Below are 18,762 nucleotides of genomic sequence, written 5' to 3' on the forward strand. Positions count from 1 at the left end.
CCGGTGATGGCCGGTCGATTCCGTTACGTCACACCCGTACGGGCGCGGGACGCCACCGGGCGCACCGCCCGCGTCTACGCCCAGGTCGCCGACGACTTCGGCATGGCCCGCATGCCGGTCTTCCGCACGCTGTCGCCGGCGCCGGACGTGCTCGCGGCGACCTGGGCCGTGTTGCGCGAGTCGCTGCTGGCCGGGGATGCGCCCAGGAGCGCGAAGGAGGTCGTCGCGCTGGGGGTGTCGATGGCCAACCGGTGCCCGTTCTGCGTGGACGCGCACACGACGCTGCTGCACGCCACGGGCGACCACCGGCTCGCCGAGGTCGTCGCCGGGGGAGGCACGCCCGACGACCCGTTCCACGCCGCGCTGCTGGCCTGGGCGCGGGACGGCGGCCCGGCGCCAGACCCGGCGGCCGAGTACCTCGGGACGGCGCTCGCGTTCCACTTCATCAACCGGATGGTGTCGGCCCTGCTCACCGAGGATCTGCTGCCTGCCGGGCTGCAGCGCTCGCGCCTGGTCAGGAGCGCGGGCGGCCGGGCGCTGGCCGGCGCCGTACGTCGTGAACCGCCCGCGGGCGCGAGCCTGCCGCTGGTCGAGGGGCTGCCCGCACGTTCCGAGCCTGCCTGGGCGGCCGGCACCCCGCTCGGGGCCGCGTACGCCGTGCTCCGGGCCGTGACGGAGGCGGGCGGGGAGCTGCTCTCCGCCGCCGCCCGCGCCGCCGTGCTCGACACGGTGTCCGGCTGGGACGGGACGCACCCGCCGACGAACCGCGCCTGGCTGAACGGGCCCCTGGCGCCGCTCGACGCGGAGGATCGCGCGGGCACCAGGCTCGCCCTGCTGGTCGCACTCGCCCCGTACCGCGTCACGGACGCCGACGTCGTCGCCTGGCGCGGCGCCCGCCCCGACGAGGACGTGGTGCGCCTGTTCGCCTTCGCGGCCATCACCGCCACCACCGCACTGGAGCCCCGGCTCGCCGCGACGATGCCGTACCTCGGAGGGCGGTCGTGAACGCGCAGCGGGCCGCCCGGGCGGCGTGGGGCGTGCGGTGGCTGCAGGCGCTCAGGGCCGTGGTGGTGCTGCATGTCGCCGCGCTGATGTTCCAGGCCGTCACGGCGGGGATGTTGCTGTCCTCGCCCGGCGGGCGGGCGCTGCACGAGGCGTCGGGGCAGGCGCTGGTCGTCATCGGGCTCGTGCACCTCGTCGTCGCGCTCCTCGTGTGGCGGCCCGGTGGCGGCTCGGTGCGGTTCGCCGGGCCGGCGGCGGCGCTGCTGGTGGTCACGGTCGGGGCGATGGCCCTCGGCATGGCGGGCGTGACCACCCTGCACGTGCCGATGGGGGTGGCCCTGTTCGGCGGCGGCCTCCTGCAGCTCACCCGGGTGATGGCGGCGGCCGGGGCTGCCGGCCCGTGAGTGGCGGTTCTTCCTCGCCGCCCGGCCGGGCGACCCTTCTGACGCTAGAGCGGGCGTGGGCGGTCGGAGGACGGCCAGACGTACTCGAGGTCGTCGGGGGCGTCGCCGAAGAGGTGGCGGTAGTGGGCCGGGTTCTTGCGCAGCAGGGCGGAGCGGTGGCTGAGGTGGAGTTTCTCGTCGCCGAGCCACGGCGGCAGCTCGCCGGCCGCCGCCAGCTCGGCCTGGGTGCGTACGCGCGGCGTGCCCAGGTGTCCGGCCAGCTCGCCCGTCATCGTGGCGGCGCACGTGTCGGGGCGGCCCAGCGCGCACCAGCGGGCGCAGATCTCCAGCCCGTACCGTACGAGGGCCTCCTCGTAGCCGGTCCACATCTTCACGACCGGGTGGTGGCGCCAGCCGTAGCCGGGAACGGTGAGGGCGCGCAGGATCTGCAGGGCCTCGACCCGCTGCTTGCCCAACCGCAGCGGGTCGAGCACCGCGGCCGTGGCCGCGAAATCCGGATAAGGCAGGAACGTTTGCATCAGTACCCCCGCTGACGTGCCCTTTCTCTGCGGATCGTATGGACCGGACGCCGACCGGCGCTCACAATCGGGCCATGGCAGAGGGATATGTCGGCGCGCGGACGCCGCGGCGGGAAGACGCCAGACTGCTGACCGGAAAAGGCAGGTACGTCGGCAACGTCCGGCTGCCCGGCACCGTCCACGCCCACGTCGTACGCAGCCCCATCGCGCACGGCAGGCTGCTCTGCTGCGACGTCAAGGCGGTCCGGGCGGCCGACGGCGTGCTCGACGTCATCACCCGGGTCGACGCGCCCGATCTGCGCCTCCCCTGCGTGAACGTGCTCCCGGGCCAGCCCTTCACCTCCTACCCGGTGCTGGACGACGCCATCAGGTACGCGGGCCAGCCGCTCGCCGTCGTCGTCGCCCGCACGCCGGAGGCGGCCAGGGACGCCGCCGACCTGTTCGACCTGGAGCTGGAGGAGCTGCCCGCGGTCGTCGGGGTGGAGCGGGCGCTCGAGGAAGGCGCGCCGCTGCTCTACCCGGAGGTGGGCGGCAACGTGCTCACCGACTTCACGATGGGTGACCACGACTGCGCGGACGCCGTCGAAGGGGCCGAGCACGTCGTCGAGATGACGTTCCGGATGGGGCGGCTGTCGCCGTACCCGCTGGAGCCGCGCGGCGTGGTGGCGTCGTACGCCGACGACGAGCTGACCGTGCACATCTCCTCCCAGGCGCCGCACCACGTGCGCGAGCACCTGGCGGACGCGTTCGGGCTGGCCCACGACCGGGTGCGCGTCGTCAGCCGCGACACCGGCGGCGGGTTCGGCGCCAAGGAACACGTCTACCCCGACGAGGCGCTCGTGTGCCTGGCCGCGATGCGCGCGCAAGGTCACCCGGTGAGCTGGACGGAGTCGCCAAGTGACCGGTTGTTCGCCACACTGCCCGCCCGTGAGGCGGTGCACCGGGCGCGGCTGGCGCTCGACGGCGACGGGCGGTTCGTGGGCATGGACGTCGACGTGCTCGGCGACCTCGGCGGCCACCTGTCGAACGTCGGCGCCTCGACGTTCGCGGTCACGGCCACGCTGCTTCCGGGACCGTACCGGTTCGACCGGTTCGCCGTACGGGTGCGCGGGGTGGTCACCACCACCACGCCGGCCGGCTCCTACCGGGGATTCGGCCAGCCCGAGGCCACCCTGACCAGGGAGCGGCTGATCGACGAGGCGGCCCGCCGGCTGGGCCTCGACCGGGTCGAGCTGCGGCTGCGCAACATGGTGCGGCCGGAGGAGCTGCCGTACACGACCCGGGTCTTCCAGACGTACGACTCCGGCGACTATCCGAGCGCCCTGCGCACGCTGTGCGACCTCGTGCGGCCGGTCGGCGAGCCCGACGGGCGCAGGCGCGGCGTCGGGTACTCCTGCCACGTCGAGTCCACCGGCATGGGCCCGTCGATGGATCTGAAGGCCATGGGCATGGAGGCCGGCGGCTACGAGACGGCGGTGCTGCGCATGGAGCAGGACGCGTCGGTGGTGGTGTCGTCCGGGGTGGTCTCCATCGGGCAGGGCATCGAGACGACGCTGGCCCAGCTCGCGGCCGAGCACGTGGGGGTGCCCATCGAGCGGGTGCGGGTGGTGCTGGGCGACACGGCGGCGACGCCGTACTCGTCGGTCGGGTCGGTGGCGAGCCGGTCGCTGGCGCTCGGCGGCGCGGCGCTCACCCGGGCCGCCGCCCGGCTGCGCGACAAGCTGCTCGCCATCGCCGCGCACCGGCTGGAGGCCGACCCCGCCGACCTGGAGCTCGACGGCGACGCCGTACGGGTCAAGGGCGACCCCAGGGCGTCGGTGGCGTTGCGGGAGCTGGCCACGTCGGCCTGGCGCGGCTGGGACCTGCCCGACGGGCTCGCCCCGGGTCTGGAGGAACGGGTCAGCTACGACCCGTCGGCCTACACGTTCGCCTACGGCGCCCACGCGGCGGCCGTGGCCGTCGACCCGGAGACCGGGGCGGTCGAGATCGAGGGCTACTGGGTGGTCAACGACTCCGGCGTGCTGGTCAACCCGGCCGTCGTGGAGGGGCAGCTCCTCGGCGGTGTCGTCCAGGGCATCGGCATGGCGCTGACCGAGGAGATCGTCTACACCGACGACGGCCAGCCGATCATCGACTACCTGCCGCCGACCACACGCGAGGTGCCGGACATCCAGGTCGTGATGACCGAGACGCCCTCGGCGGTGACGCCGGGCGGCATGAAGGGCGTCGGCGAGTCGGGCACGATCGGCCCGCCCGCCGCCATCGCGAACGCGGTCGCCGACGCCCTGCCGGAGATCGCGGAACGGATCACGTCCGTGCCGCTCACCCCGGCCGTCGTGTGGTCCCTGCTGGAGGTGTCGGCTCTCCCGGCCTGGGAACGTGGAGCCTGAACGCCGGATCCGGGGGGAACCATGGAATACCGGGAGATGCTCCATGCGATCGGCCGCATGACGGGGCTGGAGGCGGGGCGGGCGCGGGCGGCGGCCGAGGCCACGCTGACCGCGCTGGCCCGCTCGCTCGACGAGGAGGACCGGCGCGAGCTCATCGACGCGCTGCCGCCCGAGCTGACGAACGACTTCGCGCTGGACCGTCCGCGCAACGACGGCACCCAGGAGGGCTTCGTCCGCCAGGTCGCGCTGCTCGGCCGCCGTCCGCCGGAGCAGGCCCGCATCAGGGCGCAGGCGGTGCTCGCGGCGCTCGCGGAGCAGGATCCCGGGTTGGTCGCCCGGCTGCACATCCCCGAGCAGGTACGCGGTCTCTTCGAGCCGCCGGGCAGCCGCGGCGTCACCGGGCCCAAGGGTCACAGCGCCCCGCTGACGGACGACGAGATCGCCTCGGCGCTGGCCACGCTGCCGAGGTGGAGCGGCGACAGGAGCGGGCTGCGGCGGGTCATCTCGCTGCCGCCGGAGAACCTGCGGGCCGTCAAGCGCGCCCTCGACCGGATCAAGGCCGGCACCGGCCGCCAGCCCCTCTGTCAACAGACCTCCGACGGGCTGGTCCTCGTGGTCCGCACGGTGGCGGTCGGCGCTGTGACGGAGCTCGACGTGCGGCTGGCCCGCCGGGTGGACGCCATGATCGAGGAGATAGGCGCCGGCATAGGCCGCCCTCGGGCGTGATCTCACGGCGCCGGGCATGATGAGGGCCGCGGTGGATCCACCGCGGCCGTTGGGTTCCTTTCAGAGGTCAGTCCTGGTCGATGGGCTTGGGGCGAGAGGGCCGCATGCTCTCCGCGAGGCCCGCCTTGCGGCCCTGGCGTCGGTGTTGCTGCATGCGCTCGTTCTCGGTGCGGTCGGGCGCCGGGTCCACGGGTACGGACCGCAGCACCTCGGCGATGCCGGCGTACTCGCCGAGCGGTAGCGACCGCAGGGCGCGTTCGGCGTCCTCGGTGGCACCTCGGGCACGGGCGTGCGCCAGGATGCTCTCCTTGTCGGCCGGGAAATCCATGTCGTTCAGCGCCTCGGTGACGGGACGCGTGTCGTGCAGTCTCATCCTGTCCCCTTGCGGCTCACCCGGCCGTCGGCCGGGTGAGGTCTTCCAGGCTCATGCCGGCCTTGGACAGCGCCTGCTCCAGCGCCTTGCGTCCGGCGGGTACGGGCTCCTGCGTCCGCCGCCCGTTCCCGGACGGCCGGCGGTCGCTCGTGTTCTCGTCAGAACTCATGCCGGTGTCCGTACCCGTCCTTTTCTGGTCTTTTCGGGCGACCGGCAAAAGAACGGTGATTTCTCACCGAAGATTCGACCCGGAAGGGCCTTTCGTGCGTACAGGTTTCGACAGCCGCATACGTCCACCCCTAGGCAGGTCCTCTTGTTGAGCGAAACACGTGTTCGCTGCCAACCCGCACAGGAAAGAGACGCCATGACCAGGCTGCGATCAGCTCGGCTGAGCCGGATGCAGTACGTGTGGCCGTTAGGCGAGGACGCACGGACGGTCCGTCACGCACGTACGATCATTCGCGATGAATTGTCGGCACTCGGCCTTTCTCCAGACCTCGTCGACGACGCCGTGCTCATGGTGAGCGAATTGGTGACCAATGCCCTCATGTACGGCGAGGCTCCGTACGAGCTCGGGCTCCACGTCGACGCGCGGGAGGTCATGTGCGTGGTCGTGGACGGCAGCCCGCTGCTGCCCGAACCGGCCGAGCCCGACGCGACCGCCGAGCACGGGCGCGGGCTGAGCATCGTCGCCCGGCTCTCCGACGGCTTCCACGGCTGCCACCCGCAGCGCTACGTCACCCACCCCCACCTCGTCGGCAAGGCCACCTGGTTCGCGCTCCCACGCCAGGGATCGGCCGGGAACGTGGTGCCGATCCGATCCGGCGTCTGACTCGTCTAACGCCGGGTGAAGCTCGCGCGGTAGGCCGTGGGGGTGAGACCGACCCGGGCGACCATGTGCTTGCGCAGGGAGTCCGCGCTGCCCAGGCCGCTTCTGCCGGCCACCTGGTCCATGGACAGCCCGGTGGTCTCCAGCAGCTCCCTGGCCCGATCGACGCGCCGGTGCAGCAGCCACTGGAGCGGGCTCTGCCCGGTCTCGGCGTGGAAACGCCTGGTCAGGGTCCGCACGCTCATCCTGGCGTGGCCGGCCAGGTCGGCCAGGGCCAGCGGGCGGTCGAGGCGCGCGAGCGCCCAGGCCCGGGTGTCGGCGAGCGAGAGGCCGCGCTCCGGAGGCAGCGGAGTCTCGATGAACTGCGCCTGGCCGCCCGGGCGTACGGGAGGCACGACCGCGAGCCGCGCGGCGGCGTTGGCGACCGCCGCGCCGTGGTCGACCCTGACCAGATGCAGGCACATGTCGATGGCCGCCGCCGCGCCCGCCGAGGTGAAGATGCCGCCGTCCTCGACGAAGAGCAGGCCGGGCTGGACGTCGATCGCCGGGAAGCGGGTGGCGAGGTCCTCGGCCAGCGCCCAGTGGGTGGTGGCGCGCCGCCCGTCGAGCAGACCCGCCTGGGCCAGGACGAACGCGCCCGTGCACAGGGACGCGATGCGTGCGCCGCCGCCCGCGGCCGTCCTGAACGCGTCGAGGACCTCCGCGGGGGCCTGTTCGCCGCCGCTGCCGACGGCGATCACCGTGTCGGCGCCCTCCACCGCGTCCAGCCCGTCCGTCACCACGATGTCGGGGCCGCCGACGGTCGGCACCGGGCCGGGCCGCGCCGTACAGACCCGCACGTCGTAGCGGTCGACGCTGTTGAACACCATGAGCGGGATCGAGACGTCGAAGCTCAGCACGGGAGGCACGATCACGGCGGCGACGCGGTGCATGGCCAGATCCTCCGGATAGTCGGCATTCTGGCCACTATTGCAGAAGATCGCGGCTCGGCACCGTGGTGTCATGACCTTTCACGTGATCGTGGGACGCGGGGCCACCGCGTCGAAGACCGCTCTGCTGCTGGCCGAGGACGGCGAGCGGGTACGGATGATCAGCCGCTCCGGCGGCGGGCCCGAGCACCCGCTCGTCGAGAGGGTCGCCGCCGACGCGACCAGCGCCGACCGGCTCACCGAGCTGACCGAGGGGGCGGACACGCTGTTCACCACCGCCGCGCCGCCGTACCACACCTGGCCGCAGCAGTTCCCGGTCCTGTCGGCGTCGCTGCTCACCGCCGTACGGCGGACCGGGGCCGCGTACGTCATGCTCGGCAACCTCTACGGCTACGGGCCGGTGGACGGGCCGATCACCCCCGACCTCCCGCTGGCCGCGACCGGGCCCAAGGGCCGGGCCAGGGCGCGGGTGTGGGAGGAGGCCGCCGCCTCGGGGGTGAAGGTCACGGAGGTGCGGGCCGCGCAGTTCTACGGCGCCGGCGCCTTCTCGGTGTTCACCCTCATGGTGTGGCGGCAGGTCCTCGAAGGCCGGCTCGCCCTGGTGCCGCAGGAGCTCGACGTGCCGCACGGCTACTCGTCGATCGGCGACACCGCACGCACGCTGGTCGCCGTGAGCCGCGACGAGCAGGCGTACGGGCGGGCCTGGCACGCGCCCGCCTCGACCGTGTCGGTACGGGAGCTGGCCGGCCGGCTCGCCGAGCTGGCGGGCGCGCCGCAGCCGCGGCTGGAGCAGCTGACCGAACGCGACCTGACCCTCCTCGAACTCACCGACCCCTTCTGGGCCGAACTCCACGAGGTGCTGACCAAGCCGGGCCACCCGTTCGCCGTCGACCACTCGGAGACCGAGAAGCTCCTCGGCGTGACCGCCACCCCGGTCGACGACGTGCTCCGCGAAATGCTCCGACGGTAAGGCCCGCACCACCGGGAAGTGGGCGGCGGGCAGGCTGGGGGCGGCTTCGCGGGATCCGTAGCGTCAGGCGGCATGAGGACTTCCATGACGAAACGGCTGCTCGCCCTCGCCTGTGCCGGGCTGGTGCCGGCCACCGCGATCGCCCCGGCGGCGCTCGCCGCGACAGGCTCGGCCGAGTCGACAGTGATCCGCGACCGAGTCGTCTCCGCGACCCTGCTGGCCCGGATGTCGGCCGAGCAGGTCGCCGCCTCTCTCACCGAGACCGGGTTCCCGGTGCCCGACCGGCCGCAGGGCGCCGACCTGTACGCCGTCGCCTACCGCACCGTAGGCGTGACCGGCGGGCCCACCACGGCCAGCGGCGTGGTCGCGCTGCCCGCCCGCTCGCGGAAGGGCCTGTGGACGGTCGTTTACGGACACGGCACCCAGGCCACCAGAGCCGCCGCCGGTTCCGTCGCCGACGGGGACGGGCGGGCGGTGCCGTTGATGTTCGCCTCCGCCGGGTTCGTCGGGATCGCACCCGACTACCTCGGTCTCGGCACCGGGCCGGGCCATCACCCGTACATGGACGCGGCCACCGAGGCGTCGGCCTCCGCCGACCTGCTGCGGGCGGCCGGCGAGCTGGCCCGGCGGCAGGGGCGTACGTCGAGCGGTGACGTGTTGCTCACCGGCTTCTCGCAGGGCGGCCACGCGGCCATGGCCCTGGGCCAGGAGTTACGGGCCGATCCCGCGCTGCGGACGGCGTTCCGGCTGCGGGCGGTGGCGCCGATCGCGGGGCCGTACCACGTGCGGCGGGCCCAGCTGCCCGCGACGCTCGGCGACCGTCTCGACCCGCGCGGCTCCGCCTTCTACCTGGCGTACTGGACGGTCTCCATGAACCGCCTGCACCACTTCTACGACTCCCCGTCGGAGGTGTTCCGCGACCCGGGCGTGGAGCGGCTGTTCGACGGTCACCACAGCTTCGACGAGATCGCCGCCGCGCTGCCCGCCTCGCCACGCGACCTGGTGACCGCCGCCTACCTGCGGCGCGTCGCGAAGCCCTCGGGCGCGATCCTCCGGGCGCTGGAGGCCAACGACCGGACCTGCGCGGGCTGGCGTCCCGGCGTGCCCGTACGGTTGTACGCCGCCGGCGGGGACCGGGACGTGGACTTCGGCAACTCCCGCCTGTGCCTGCGCGACCTGCGGGCCGGCGGCGTGGAGGCGTCCCTCACGGACGTCGGCGACGCCGACCACACGACCTCGGCACTCCGCTCGCTGCCCGAGATCCTCGACTGGTTCACGGACGTGCGCCGCCGATAATCGAGGTCTTCGCCATGGTCGAGCGGTCGTTCGCCCCATTCGTCCGCGACGGCGCCTGCATGGACCTCGTACGCGGACGGGCGATCGCCAGGAGGCCGTTCGGCGACCACGAGAGCGGGCGGCAGATCGCCGCCGCCATCCTCCTGCTGGCCGAGAGCGCACCGGCCGCCCAGCGGACCCGCTGGCAGGCCATGGTCAAGGGCTGGGCGGCGCGCGACACCGTACGGCCCATGCTGGAGCACGCCGAGCCCGCCTTCCACGCCCGTCTGGCGACGATCATGGACGCCGCCGCCGTGCCCGCCGCGCCCGAGCCGGTCGGCCACCGGCTGCTGCCGATGAGCGCCAGGGCGGTGCACCGCAGGCCGGGCTGGTGCGCGGCGCTCAGCATGGCCTCCCATCGGATCGGCCACTACGAGCACGGCAACGGCGAGAACCTGCGCGGCTGGCACACCGGCTCGGGGATGCTCTACTGGTGGGCCGAGGGCTACGGCGACCACTACTCCGACGCCTTCTGGGCGACCGCAGACCCCTACCGGTTGCCCGGCACGACGGTCTCCACCCGGCGGTTGCCCGACGGGGCGGGCGAGGCCTGGGGCGACACCCGTACGCCCTGGCGGTGGGTCGGCGGCGCGACGGACGGCACGTACGCCGCGGTGGGTCAGCACCTGAGCGGCCTCGACAGCACGATGGAGGCGTTCAAGTCCTGGTTCTTCCTCGACGACGCCGTCGTCTGCCTGGGCGCGGGAATCTCCGGCGCGGACGGCGCGGCCGTCGAGACCGTCGTGGACAACCGCAGGACCGGAGCCCCGCTCACCGTGGGGACGGGATGGGCACACCTCGACGGCCACGGCGGCTACCTCCTGCCCGGCGGACAGGAGCCGCGCACGCTGCGCGAGAGCAGGACCGGCGGCGGGGCGACCCGCGACTACGTGACGCTCTGGCTGGACCACGGCGTCGACCCGCGCTCGGCCGGCTACGTCTACGTGCTGCTGCCGGGTGCGAGCCGCGAAGAGACGCGTGCCCGCGCCGCCCCGGGGTGGCTGCGCGTCCTGGCGAACACCTCCCGCCTGCAGGCCGTCCACGTGCCGGGGCCGGGCGTCACAGCGGCCTGCTTCTGGAACGCCGGGACCGTGGGCGGCCTGACCGCTTCGGCCCCGTGCGCGGTGCTGGTCAGAGAGCGTCCTGACGGCACGGCGACGATCACCGTCGCGGATCCCCGGTGCGACCTCGGCGGGTTGTCCGTGACCTGGTCGAGGCCGGTGGCGGAGGTGCTGGACGGCGACGCGCGCCTGTCCGGGAACACGCTCGTGTTCGGGCGCCTGGCCGGCCTGGAGGGCGCTTCGGTGACGGTCACCGTACGAATGACGCTCTAGCGAATAATGGGGTGATTCGTACGGAGGAGGGCCTAATGGGCGGCGACAGGCAGGCGTTGGTGCTGGGCGGCGGAGGGATCGCCGGGATCGCGTGGGAGACGGGGGTGCTGGCGGGTCTCGCGGACGCCGGCGTCGACGTGACGGCCGCCGACCGGATCATCGGCACGTCGGCGGGTTCCACCGTGGGCGCCCAGGTCACCAGCGGCCTGCCGCTGGCGCGGCTGCTCGCCCGGCAGACCGATCCCGCGCTCCAGACGCCCGAGCTCGCCCCCGGGGTGGCGACCGAGGAGCTGTGGGAGAAGCTCCAGCGGATCGCCGAGGGCTCGGGCGACGCCGCCGAGCAGCGGCGCGAGATCGGCGCGATGGCGCTGGCCGCCGCCACCGTCCCCCCGGAGCAGCGGCGCGAGGTGATCGCGGCGCGGCTGCCCGTGCACGAGTGGCCGCGGCGTGACCTGGTGGTCGTCGCGGCGAACGCGCTCACCGGCGAGCCCCGGCTGTTCACGGCCGGTTCCGGCGTGGAATTGGTGGACGCGGTGGCGGCCAGCTGCGCGGTGCCGGGCGTGTGGCCGTGCGTGACCATCGACGGGGTCCCGTACATGGACGGCGGCGTGCGCACGATGACCAACGCCGACCTCGCGGCCGGGTTCGACCGGGTGCTGGTGCTGGCGCCGATGGCCGAGCCGGGCGAGCCGGCGTGGGCGAAGCTGGACGGCGTGGTCGAGGTGATCACGGCCGACGACGCCTCGCTGGCCGCGTTCGGCTCCGACCCGCTCGACCCGGCGGTGCGCACGCCCAGCGCCGAGGCCGGCCACGCGCAGGGCCGCGAGGTCGCCGCCCGCGTCGCCGCGATGTGGCGGTAGCTATCCGGCCAGCACCTTCCGCAGCACGCCGGCGAACTCCTCCGCCCCGCCCATGAACCCGCCGTGGTCGCCGGGGAACTCCACCGGCTCCGTGCCGAGCAGCCCGGCCAGCGCCACCGACGTCCGGTACGTCAGCAGCCGGCCGGACTCGGCGCCGATCCCCACGACGATCCGGCAGGGCGCGGCCTTCAGCGCCGCCACGTCGGGCACGTACCGGGTGGTGCCGCGCAGCTCGTGGGCGAGGAACCGCGCGATGTTGGCCATGTCCTGCTCCGACGGCTCGCCGGGAGGTCCGGCGGGCTGGTCGAATCCGGCGTTGGCCATGAACGTGGCGAACGCCGGCCCGGGCCCGTCCCGGTGGAAGGTCTCGATGATGTCCTCGACGACGGCCCGCTGCTCGGCGGCCTCGGGCAGCAACTCCACGCAGGGCGGCTCGTGCGCCACGAGCGTACGGACCCGGCTGGGGTGCCGTTCGACCAGCGACAGCCCAGTGACGGCGCCGCCGCTGCTGCCGAACACGTCGGCGGACTCGGCGCCCAGCGCGTCGAGGATCGCGGCCAGGTCGTCGGCGCGCAGCTCAGGTGTGGAGTCCTCGGCGGGGTCGTCGAGGACGCTGCCCGAGATGCCACGGGGGTCGTGCGTCACGACGGTGTGGTCGCCGGCGAGCGCGTCGGCCAGCGCCGCGAACTCCGCCGCCGCCATCGGCGCGCCGGTCACCACCAGCAACGGCCCCGACCCGCGCACCTCGTAACGCAGCCGTACACCGGGGCGTTCGAGGAAATGGCTGGTGATCATGATCGTCCTTTCCTTGGCGCAGACTCTGTCCAGGCGTGCAGACCACCGCGGGGCAGGAAAGTCACCGGATGCCGTTCAGATTCACCACGACCTGTTCGTCGCCGCGCTTGTACCAGATCATCCTTTCCTTCACATGGAGGGTGGGAGAGGGCTTCCGCCCCGCCGCCGTCCGGATCGGCCCCAGGACGCCGGTGCGGCCTGTGGCGAGGTCGTGAACGGCGCTCGCCTGCCGGCCCTCGCGATCCGACTGCCGCAGCAGGAGGAACCGGCCGCCGGACAGGAGCACGGGCAGCCCGCCGTCCAGGCCGGGCAGCCTCCGCAGCCGGGTGCCGTCGCGCCGCCACGACGCGGTCCCGTCGGAGCACCACGTCACCCCGCAACCGATCCACGAGGTCCGCCCCGGGGGAAGGACCACGTCGGGCAACCGCTCGCCCGTCCGGACGTCGATCAGTCGCTCGTTGGGGCGGACCGACTGATGCCGCGTCTTCGGTCGCGCGGCGTACGGCCAGGCGAGCAGGTGGTAGCCCTCCGTCCCGGGCATCAGCTCGGCGTCGCCGCCGGTCAGGGGCGCGCGGTGGACGCCGCCGTCCGCCGGTGTCCACACAGCCATGTCGTCCACGATGGCCAGGTCGACGCCCTCGTAAAGGTCGTCCCTCAGCACCGCGGGAGTGGTGGCGACCAGGTGGGGCGTACCGCCCTTCAGCGGCACGGCCCAGATCTCCGTCTTCCGGTCGCGGTACGCGTGCCAGGCCACGTACCCGCCGCCCACGGCCACGGAGCCCGCCACGGCCGTGTCCTTCAGTGGTGTGATCCTGGTGAAGGAGCGCCGCACGAGATCGTACGACCAGATCCCGTCGAGCCGGTTCCTGGTCAGCCCGCGCCCCACGACGACGCGGCCGGTCGCGAACGCCTCCGGCGTGAACACCCGGCCGCCGGGCCCGGTGGCGGGGATCTCGTGCACCGCGTCCGGCCACACCTGGTCGATCGGCGGTGCCAGCGGCCCGACGTACCGTTCCGTGGGCATGACCGTCGCCGAGGGCGTCGGCCCGACGGCGGGCTCAGCCCGCGGCACCAGGCGCGTGCCCACGACCGTCGCCGCCACCACGACCACGATCGCGGCCGTGACCGCCACCGGCGCCCGCCACGGCGGACGCCTGCGGGGGGCCGGCAGCGCCCGCGGCACGCCGTCGTCCACCACGCCCGCCGCCCTGGCCGTCAGCGCGTCCCTGAGCCGGTCCTCGATACCGGTCATGCCGTGCCTCCCAGTTCGCTCTGGAGCCGGTCGAGGGCCCGCGCGACGGTGGAGCGCACGGTGCTCGGCCTGACGCCGGTCACCGCCGCGATGTCGGTGTCGGACAGGTCGAGGTAGTAACGCAGCACGAGCATCTCGCGCTGCCGCCTCGGCAACCGGGCGAGCGCGGTCAGCATCTCCTGCCGCGACTCGCCCAGCAGCGCCACCGTCTCGGCGGAGTCCTCCGCCTCGCCGCCGGACGACCCGGAAACGAGCGCCGCCCACCGTGCCGCCACCCCGCGCCGCCGCAGGACGGAACGGGAGGCGTTCAGCACACAGGTCCGGACGTACGCCAGCGGCGGCGCCTCCACACTCTTGCCGTGCAGTCGGGAGAAGACGTCCTGGACGATGTCCTCGGCGCTCTCGGGGTCGCCGACGAGCAGCACGGCGAGCCTGACCAGCCCGAGCCGGTGCTCGCGGTACAGGGCCGCCAGCGGCGGCCCGGACGCGCGCGGGAGCGTCTCACCGTTCATGTCCCATGTACGCGCGACGGCCCGGATCCGCTGCTTCACGTGAAACTCAGGCGGAGGTAGGCGGCCGCATGCGGCCGATCAGCGCCAGGCGTGCGCCGATCACGCCGAACGGCAGGCCGAGCAGCGGCACCACCGGCAGCAGCCAGAGGAACTCGGCGAGGGACGCCTCGACCGTCAGGCCGGGTTCGCCGTCGAAGAAACGCCCGTGAGCCCGTCTCCACCCAGGTGACTGTGGCCAGGACCCCGCCCAGGAACATCAGTGGGGTGCCGAGCGCCGTGCCCCAGAGCGCGGCCCGCACTCCCGCCCGGAACGAGCGGCCGACCGCCGCGGCCGCCGCCGACCAGAGCGCGAAGACCACGACCGGGCCGAGCATCAGGAAGAAGAACGCCCCCTCCGGCGCGGCCGGGTCGCCGAGGTGGGGGGAGAGCAGCAGGACCAGCCCGAGCGTCACCGCCGCGCCCGGCCCCACTCCCGCCGCTCGTACGGCAGGGCCGCGGTCACGAGCCGCAGCAGCCGGGCGGGCCCGTCACCGTGTCCGGTGGCCCGCCACACCAGCGACAGCGCCACCGCCCACGGGAGCGCCAGGACGAATAACGGCAGGTGGCTCATGTCAGGTCGCCTCCAACGGCCGCAACCGGGTGAGGGGAGCACGGGAGGCGGCCAGCTCGGCGGCGAGGCTCAGGCCGGGGCCGGTCAGCCGGTACAGGTGCCTGGGAGGGCGGCCTTGGGGCGGCTCGCTCTCCCAGGTCGTCTCCAGCAGCCCGCGGTCGGCCAGGCGTATGAGGATCGGATAGACCGAACCCGCCCGCAGGCCGAGCCGCCGGCACAGCTCGTAGCCGTACTGCCAGGAGGACGGCTCCTCCGCCAGCGCCAGCACCACCGCCGTGGTCTGCGCCGACGGCCGCCGCGTACGCGTCATGCCTTAACTCTATATAGGTAGAGTTGCCCGGTCCAGCCCCTGATCCGGCAGCGGCCGCGTGCTCAGGCGCCTTGGCCCTCGACCTGCCAAAGGACGCCTCTCCCTCGCTGAGACGCCCGTGTCATGGCTCTGTGCCACTTCAGGTGCTTGTCCGTGTCGATGACCCACGACCCGCAGTCGGGGCACTCATAGCCCGCCGGTCGCGGTGCCGGCTCGGACGGGAGCGCTCCGATCGGGCGGTCGTACTCCTGCGCGGCCAGCCACAGCTGCCGCCACAGGAGATCGACGTCGTCCTGGCGGGCCCCGAACAACCGCAGGAGAGGGTCCAGGAGCTCCCACTTGGGCGCGCGCTGGCCCTTGAAGACCCCTGACAGGGTCGCCGGGGAGGCCGGAAGCGGATGCAGCTGCTCCTGGAGGACTCGGTATCTCGGTTTGCCCGCCCTGCGGTGCGCGCGTGCCAGCTCCTGGGCGAGATGCCGCCGGGGGTCAGTCCCCGGCGGCATCTCCATCGCGGGGGGCGGCAGGACCGCCGTCGTCATGCTCACGACCTTCACAGGGGGAGCGAGGGTGTCCTCCTGAGCGATGGCGAGCGGCACTTTCGGCGCCGGGTAACGCGACCGGCCGACGTCTGAGCCGCGCTCCGCCGTGGCCATGCCGATGGCCCTCACGACCCTGAAGGCCGCCGTCAGCGGGATCGCGACCTCCATGGCCAGGTGCTGCGCGGCCTCGTTGTACTCCTCCATGTGTCTGCCTTGGGAGACGACATCGCGAACCATCCGCTGGGAGCGTACGGAGACCCGCAACGGCTCCCGCACCCCCAGGGAATCCCTGCCTCCCTTGAGCGCCTCGACGAAAAGGCGCACATCGGCCCCGCTGTCGTGCCCCATCGACGAGCGCTCCTCCAGGAACGACACGCACAGGCCGAGGGCGTCCTCCGCGATGAGGCAGTACGCGGTCCGCATCGTCCGGGTCGGCAGCTGGGTGACGAGCAGGCGCGGGGGCACTACGGTGCTCCATCCCGCGCGTCGATCCCCTGCCTGCGGGTGTCCGCGACGACGGCTCGCACCCACGACGCCGCCAGCCGGCCGACGAACGAACGGGGCGTCGCCGCCATGCCGCGCCCCACCGACGTGAGGGTCACCGTCCGCGTGACCTGGCCCGCGACCAGGGACGTCGTGGTCGCGGCGGCCAGGGCGACCCACAGGTCGTATCCCTGGGGAAGCAGCATGACCACGAAGGTCACGTACGTGACCAGCACTCCCACGAAGACGACCACCCAGGCAGCCCGCTGCTCCCTGGGATGCCGTCCGGCGGACGGCTGGCTTCGGCGAGGGGCGCGAGCGCGCTCCCTGCCGGAAGATCCGGGCGACGTCGCCATCAGCGACCTCCTTGACTAATATTGATCTTGTTGACTCCAGGTGGGGGCGCCGAATGCGGCACGTGGATATGGCCGCTATTGGCGCTGGCTTACCAGGAACTCCGGGATACAACGCCTGGGCAAACAGGTGTGTGAGAGTTCCTCGTCGAGAGCAAGCATGGCACGGGCGATCGCCCTCGCGCCACTTGACCGGGCCATGAACGATCGCGCGGTCTGGGAAAGGCAGGGCGTGACGCATATTCGTCGGCGGCCGGAAATACGCTCTCCGGTCGCGCGCATGTCCGCGCTCCTGTCGGAGGAAATGACGAAGGGGCCCCTGTTTGCCCAGGAGGCCCCTTCGTTTTTCACTGGTTCCGACGCCCCACCTGGAGTCAGCAGATAGTCGCCTCGGAATCTCGGAGGGGCGGGAACGGTCTCTCACTTTGAAAAACCTTCTGGAGTGCCCCTCCTCGACTTGCGGTCACGATATTGGAACCGCAAGCTCAATCACCATGATTGTACATGTGGGTACAAGCCGCAGGGGTCCGGACCCATCAGATCGCGAAGCACCTGCTCCAGGCGGGGGCATCGCGGGGTGACAGGGCCTCTGTCGCATGACAATTAGAGGGATTACGGCCTAGATCGGGCAAGTGATGAAACGGAACGAAACCGAATGAAACGATGTTGAACTCAATCAAACTATATGGAATCTTACGAAAGGGTAACACGGACTTTCGGGCGCCTCTCCCTCCATTATGTCACGTCCTTAAATCGTTCCTGCCCGGACCCGAAATCGATCGCCCGACACCCCGCCGAGCCGATCCAGTATGCCGGGCCTTGTATGTGACTCTCCATATCCGTTGCACCGGGGATCACGATGATCAGGAAATTCGCCTTTCCGGATCGACGGCGTCATGCCTCTGCGAGTCTTATCGACGATGCGCCTGTTCCGCCATGGACGGATTCTCTCGATGTTTGCCGGAGTGCGCCCCTGGATATGTGGGACCCGATGCCGAAGAATGGCGCGCATCGACGGTCATCTTCCATTAAAGCCCGGCGTGTCGTCGTGTTCGGGGCCGCGATGCCATCACTATTCGTGATCTCTGTGTCACACAAAGTCAGCACGGAACTTGACACCGCATCCGGAAACGCTGCCACGTATGCGTACGCGGTCAGGCGTAGTAGACGCCGATCCTGGCAGAGCACCATGGCCACGCGCCGCCCAGATCGCATCACCGGCCGGGGGGAGCCGGCGGCTCCAGATGGTGAACGAGGTGCGAGGTCACCGAGTCGGCCATCATCGCGGCGGCCACCGACAAAGGAGGCTCAGCCGTGCTCCGCGTGCTGCCCGTGGTCGGAGACCTGGGCGTCGAACCAGGCGTGCAGCGCCTTCACCAGGGCGGTGTCCGACGTGACGTACGAGATCTGGGCCCCGTCGGCCGTCTCCGTGTAGCGCACGTCGATGCGGTCGTGACCCGCTTCGAGGTCGCGCAGGCCGGGCATCTCGCCGCCGTGGATGGAGGCGGGGTCGCCGTAGTCGCCTTGGGTGAAGCGCGCGCTCTCCTCGGTGAGGTGCTCGCGGATGAGCGTGATCTGCCGTGCGTCGGCGGGGTCGTCGGAGGAGACGGTCTGCAGGCCGCCGGTGGCCCCCTTGGCGAAGCGGTGTGTGGTGCGGTCGAGGTCGAACGGCATCACCTGCCGGCTCCTGGCCGCGACCTCGGCCTGGCGCTCGGCCGACGTGTCCTGGCCGACGAGCACGTACGCGCCCGCAGCGACGGCGACGGTGGCGAGCCCGGCGACGAGCAGCCGGTGGCTTCTGGCGTTCCTAGGGTTCATCCACTGCCTCCGTGAGGACTTGGAGGGCGTGCAGGACGGTGGCACGCTCGCCCTCCGGCACCCGGTCGAGGAGCGCCGCGAAGCGCGCCGCCCTGGCCTCGGCCAGGCGTTGGGCCGCGTTCGCGCCTTCGGGGGTCAGCCGGACCAGCACGCCGCGGCCGTCGTCGGGGGCGGGGGTGCGCTCGGCCCAGCCGCGGTTGATGAGCTGCGTGACCAGGCGGCTGGTGCTGCTCTTCTCCAGCCGCAGCCGATGGGCCAGCTCGCTCTGCCGCAGTGCGCCCTCCCGGGCCAGCTCGCCCAGCGCGTGGGCCTCCGACACGGGCACGGGCTGCCCGCAGGGGGTCCGGTCGGGCTGGTGCAGCCCGAACGCCCGGACGAACCGGCTCACCGCGTCCTGTAGCTCACGCTCCATGGTTCGAC

The 18,762-nt window shown here is 72.7% G+C and carries 23 protein-coding genes; 9 read left to right on the forward strand and 14 right to left on the reverse strand.

Annotated features, from left to right (window positions below; all coding sequences use genetic code 11):
• Positions 1–6 precede the first annotated feature (6 nt).
• Positions 7–1,005 carry a carboxymuconolactone decarboxylase family protein gene (locus E1286_RS02230; protein WP_132608578.1) on the forward strand — a complete coding sequence of 333 codons (999 nt, stop codon included), beginning with the start codon at positions 7–9 and terminating at the stop codon, positions 1,003–1,005.
• Positions 1,002–1,406: a hypothetical protein gene (locus tag E1286_RS02235; protein WP_223189455.1), complete on the forward strand. Its 405-nt coding sequence runs from the start codon at positions 1,002–1,004 to the stop codon at positions 1,404–1,406. Before E1286_RS02230 ends, E1286_RS02235 begins: the two co-directional genes overlap by 4 nt.
• A 44-nt stretch (positions 1,407–1,450) precedes the next feature.
• Here the strand turns inward: E1286_RS02235 and E1286_RS02240 are convergent, their stop codons facing one another.
• Entirely contained in the window at positions 1,451–1,924 is a 474-nt protein-coding gene (locus E1286_RS02240) for an MSMEG_6728 family protein (protein ID WP_132608579.1), read from the reverse strand.
• Between the two features lie 74 nt (positions 1,925–1,998).
• Here E1286_RS02240 and E1286_RS02245 point away from each other — a divergent pair, with 74 nt between their 5' ends.
• Both E1286_RS02245 and E1286_RS02250 read left to right on the forward strand, forming a co-directional pair.
• The gene (locus tag E1286_RS02245) at positions 1,999–4,314 is read left to right on the forward strand and encodes a xanthine dehydrogenase family protein molybdopterin-binding subunit (RefSeq protein ID WP_132608580.1); all 2,316 of its coding nucleotides are present in this window, start codon (positions 1,999–2,001) and stop codon (positions 4,312–4,314) included.
• A 21-nt stretch (positions 4,315–4,335) separates the two neighbouring features.
• Positions 4,336–5,040, forward strand: a complete 705-nt coding sequence (locus tag E1286_RS02250) for a DUF2267 domain-containing protein (RefSeq protein WP_132608581.1) — start codon at positions 4,336–4,338, stop codon at positions 5,038–5,040.
• Positions 5,041–5,107: 67 nt separating this feature from the next.
• Here E1286_RS02250 and E1286_RS02255 read toward each other — a convergent pair whose 3' ends face one another.
• Positions 5,108–5,413 carry a DUF2795 domain-containing protein gene (locus E1286_RS02255; RefSeq protein ID WP_132608582.1) on the reverse strand — a complete coding sequence of 102 codons (306 nt, stop codon included), beginning with the start codon at positions 5,411–5,413 and terminating at the stop codon, positions 5,108–5,110.
• 16 nt (positions 5,414–5,429) lie between these two features.
• Positions 5,430–5,582, reverse strand: a complete 153-nt coding sequence (locus E1286_RS47480; protein WP_165969528.1) for a hypothetical protein — start codon at positions 5,580–5,582, stop codon at positions 5,430–5,432.
• Between the two features lie 228 nt (positions 5,583–5,810).
• Here E1286_RS47480 and E1286_RS47485 point away from each other — a divergent pair, with 228 nt between their 5' ends.
• On the forward strand, positions 5,811–6,245 hold the full coding sequence (locus E1286_RS47485) for an ATP-binding protein (RefSeq protein ID WP_281282612.1): 435 nt from the start codon (positions 5,811–5,813) through the stop codon (positions 6,243–6,245).
• Between the two features lie 5 nt (positions 6,246–6,250).
• Here E1286_RS47485 and E1286_RS02265 read toward each other — a convergent pair whose 3' ends face one another.
• Positions 6,251–7,174: a GlxA family transcriptional regulator gene (locus tag E1286_RS02265; protein ID WP_132608584.1), complete on the reverse strand. Its 924-nt coding sequence runs from the start codon at positions 7,172–7,174 to the stop codon at positions 6,251–6,253.
• A gap of 70 nt (positions 7,175–7,244) precedes the next feature.
• Between E1286_RS02265 and E1286_RS02270 the strand changes: the two genes are divergently transcribed.
• The 4 genes from E1286_RS02270 to E1286_RS02285 all read left to right on the forward strand — a co-directional run bounded on the left by E1286_RS02270 (position 7,245) and on the right by E1286_RS02285 (position 11,670).
• Positions 7,245–8,141, forward strand: coding sequence for a Rossmann-fold NAD(P)-binding domain-containing protein (locus E1286_RS02270; protein ID WP_132608585.1), 897 nt, complete (start codon positions 7,245–7,247; stop codon positions 8,139–8,141).
• A gap of 72 nt (positions 8,142–8,213) precedes the next feature.
• Positions 8,214–9,437, forward strand: coding sequence for an alpha/beta hydrolase family protein (locus tag E1286_RS02275; RefSeq protein ID WP_132608586.1), 1,224 nt, complete (start codon positions 8,214–8,216; stop codon positions 9,435–9,437).
• 14 nt (positions 9,438–9,451) lie between these two features.
• The gene (locus tag E1286_RS02280) at positions 9,452–10,810 is read left to right on the forward strand and encodes a polysaccharide lyase family 8 super-sandwich domain-containing protein (protein ID WP_132608587.1); all 1,359 of its coding nucleotides are present in this window, start codon (positions 9,452–9,454) and stop codon (positions 10,808–10,810) included.
• Between the two features lie 35 nt (positions 10,811–10,845).
• Positions 10,846–11,670, forward strand: coding sequence for a patatin-like phospholipase family protein (locus E1286_RS02285; RefSeq protein ID WP_132608588.1), 825 nt, complete (start codon positions 10,846–10,848; stop codon positions 11,668–11,670).
• On the opposite strand, the gene E1286_RS02290 is transcribed toward E1286_RS02285, so the two are convergent.
• The 10 genes from E1286_RS02290 to E1286_RS02330 all read right to left on the reverse strand — a co-directional run bounded on the left by E1286_RS02290 (position 11,671) and on the right by E1286_RS02330 (position 18,754).
• On the reverse strand, positions 11,671–12,465 hold the full coding sequence (locus E1286_RS02290; protein WP_132608589.1) for an alpha/beta fold hydrolase: 795 nt from the start codon (positions 12,463–12,465) through the stop codon (positions 11,671–11,673). It abuts the gene before it with no gap.
• A gap of 61 nt (positions 12,466–12,526) precedes the next feature.
• Complete coding sequence (locus tag E1286_RS02295) at positions 12,527–13,717, reverse strand: TolB-like translocation protein (RefSeq protein ID WP_132608590.1); 1,191 nt, start codon at positions 13,715–13,717, stop codon at positions 12,527–12,529.
• Positions 13,714–14,268, reverse strand: a complete 555-nt coding sequence (locus E1286_RS02300) for an RNA polymerase sigma factor (protein WP_246074340.1) — start codon at positions 14,266–14,268, stop codon at positions 13,714–13,716. The genes E1286_RS02295 and E1286_RS02300 overlap by 4 nt, the downstream gene beginning before the upstream one ends.
• Entirely contained in the window at positions 14,265–14,681 is a 417-nt protein-coding gene (locus tag E1286_RS02305) for a hypothetical protein (protein ID WP_132608591.1), read from the reverse strand. The genes E1286_RS02300 and E1286_RS02305 overlap by 4 nt, the downstream gene beginning before the upstream one ends.
• Complete coding sequence (locus tag E1286_RS47490; protein WP_165969530.1) at positions 14,678–14,839, reverse strand: hypothetical protein; 162 nt, start codon at positions 14,837–14,839, stop codon at positions 14,678–14,680. The genes E1286_RS02305 and E1286_RS47490 overlap by 4 nt, the downstream gene beginning before the upstream one ends.
• A gap of 1 nt (position 14,840) precedes the next feature.
• Positions 14,841–15,149 carry a PadR family transcriptional regulator gene (locus E1286_RS02310; RefSeq protein WP_132608592.1) on the reverse strand — a complete coding sequence of 103 codons (309 nt, stop codon included), beginning with the start codon at positions 15,147–15,149 and terminating at the stop codon, positions 14,841–14,843.
• Positions 15,150–15,211: 62 nt separating this feature from the next.
• Complete coding sequence (locus E1286_RS02315) at positions 15,212–16,153, reverse strand: hypothetical protein (protein ID WP_132608593.1); 942 nt, start codon at positions 16,151–16,153, stop codon at positions 15,212–15,214.
• Positions 16,153–16,425 carry a hypothetical protein gene (locus E1286_RS02320; protein ID WP_132608594.1) on the reverse strand — a complete coding sequence of 91 codons (273 nt, stop codon included), beginning with the start codon at positions 16,423–16,425 and terminating at the stop codon, positions 16,153–16,155. Before E1286_RS02320 ends, E1286_RS02315 begins: the two co-directional genes overlap by 1 nt.
• A 1,407-nt stretch (positions 16,426–17,832) precedes the next feature.
• Positions 17,833–18,342 (reverse strand): aspartate carbamoyltransferase, encoded by a 510-nt coding sequence (locus E1286_RS02325; RefSeq protein ID WP_132608595.1) that lies wholly within the window; start codon positions 18,340–18,342, stop codon positions 17,833–17,835.
• A complete protein-coding gene (locus E1286_RS02330; RefSeq protein WP_132608596.1) occupies positions 18,332–18,754 on the reverse strand; it encodes a MarR family winged helix-turn-helix transcriptional regulator in 423 nt (140 codons plus the stop codon). Before E1286_RS02330 ends, E1286_RS02325 begins: the two co-directional genes overlap by 11 nt.
• Between the last annotated feature and the right edge of the window lie 8 nt (positions 18,755–18,762).

The sequence above is a fragment of the Nonomuraea terrae genome, from assembly GCF_004348995.1.
Taxonomy (GTDB): Bacteria; Actinomycetota; Actinomycetes; order Streptosporangiales; family Streptosporangiaceae; genus Nonomuraea; species Nonomuraea terrae.

Bases quoted from the DNA above. Each gene is read 5' to 3' on its own strand.
- E1286_RS02240 (WP_132608579.1), bottom strand. From the start codon at position 1,924: ATGCAAACGTTCCTGCCTTATCCGGATTTCGCGGCCACGGCCGCGGTG.
- E1286_RS02325 (WP_132608595.1), bottom strand. From the start codon at position 18,342: ATGAACCCTAGGAACGCCAGAAGCCACCGGCTGCTCGTCGCCGGGCTC.
- E1286_RS02310 (WP_132608592.1), bottom strand. From the start codon at position 15,149: ATGACGCGTACGCGGCGGCCGTCGGCGCAGACCACGGCGGTGGTGCTG.
- E1286_RS02245 (WP_132608580.1), top strand. From the start codon at position 1,999: ATGGCAGAGGGATATGTCGGCGCGCGGACGCCGCGGCGGGAAGACGCC.
- E1286_RS02290 (WP_132608589.1), bottom strand. From the start codon at position 12,465: ATGATCACCAGCCATTTCCTCGAACGCCCCGGTGTACGGCTGCGTTAC.
- E1286_RS47485 (WP_281282612.1), top strand. From the start codon at position 5,811: ATGCAGTACGTGTGGCCGTTAGGCGAGGACGCACGGACGGTCCGTCAC.
- E1286_RS47480 (WP_165969528.1), bottom strand. From the start codon at position 5,582: ATGAGTTCTGACGAGAACACGAGCGACCGCCGGCCGTCCGGGAACGGG.
- E1286_RS02230 (WP_132608578.1), top strand. From the start codon at position 7: ATGGCCGGTCGATTCCGTTACGTCACACCCGTACGGGCGCGGGACGCC.
- E1286_RS02280 (WP_132608587.1), top strand. From the start codon at position 9,452: ATGGTCGAGCGGTCGTTCGCCCCATTCGTCCGCGACGGCGCCTGCATG.
- E1286_RS02265 (WP_132608584.1), bottom strand. From the start codon at position 7,174: ATGCACCGCGTCGCCGCCGTGATCGTGCCTCCCGTGCTGAGCTTCGAC.
- E1286_RS47490 (WP_165969530.1), bottom strand. From the start codon at position 14,839: ATGAGCCACCTGCCGTTATTCGTCCTGGCGCTCCCGTGGGCGGTGGCG.
- E1286_RS02330 (WP_132608596.1), bottom strand. From the start codon at position 18,754: ATGGAGCGTGAGCTACAGGACGCGGTGAGCCGGTTCGTCCGGGCGTTC.
- E1286_RS02255 (WP_132608582.1), bottom strand. From the start codon at position 5,413: ATGAGACTGCACGACACGCGTCCCGTCACCGAGGCGCTGAACGACATG.
- E1286_RS02250 (WP_132608581.1), top strand. From the start codon at position 4,336: ATGGAATACCGGGAGATGCTCCATGCGATCGGCCGCATGACGGGGCTG.
- E1286_RS02275 (WP_132608586.1), top strand. From the start codon at position 8,214: ATGAGGACTTCCATGACGAAACGGCTGCTCGCCCTCGCCTGTGCCGGG.
- E1286_RS02295 (WP_132608590.1), bottom strand. From the start codon at position 13,717: ATGACCGGTATCGAGGACCGGCTCAGGGACGCGCTGACGGCCAGGGCG.
- E1286_RS02285 (WP_132608588.1), top strand. From the start codon at position 10,846: ATGGGCGGCGACAGGCAGGCGTTGGTGCTGGGCGGCGGAGGGATCGCC.
- E1286_RS02270 (WP_132608585.1), top strand. From the start codon at position 7,245: ATGACCTTTCACGTGATCGTGGGACGCGGGGCCACCGCGTCGAAGACC.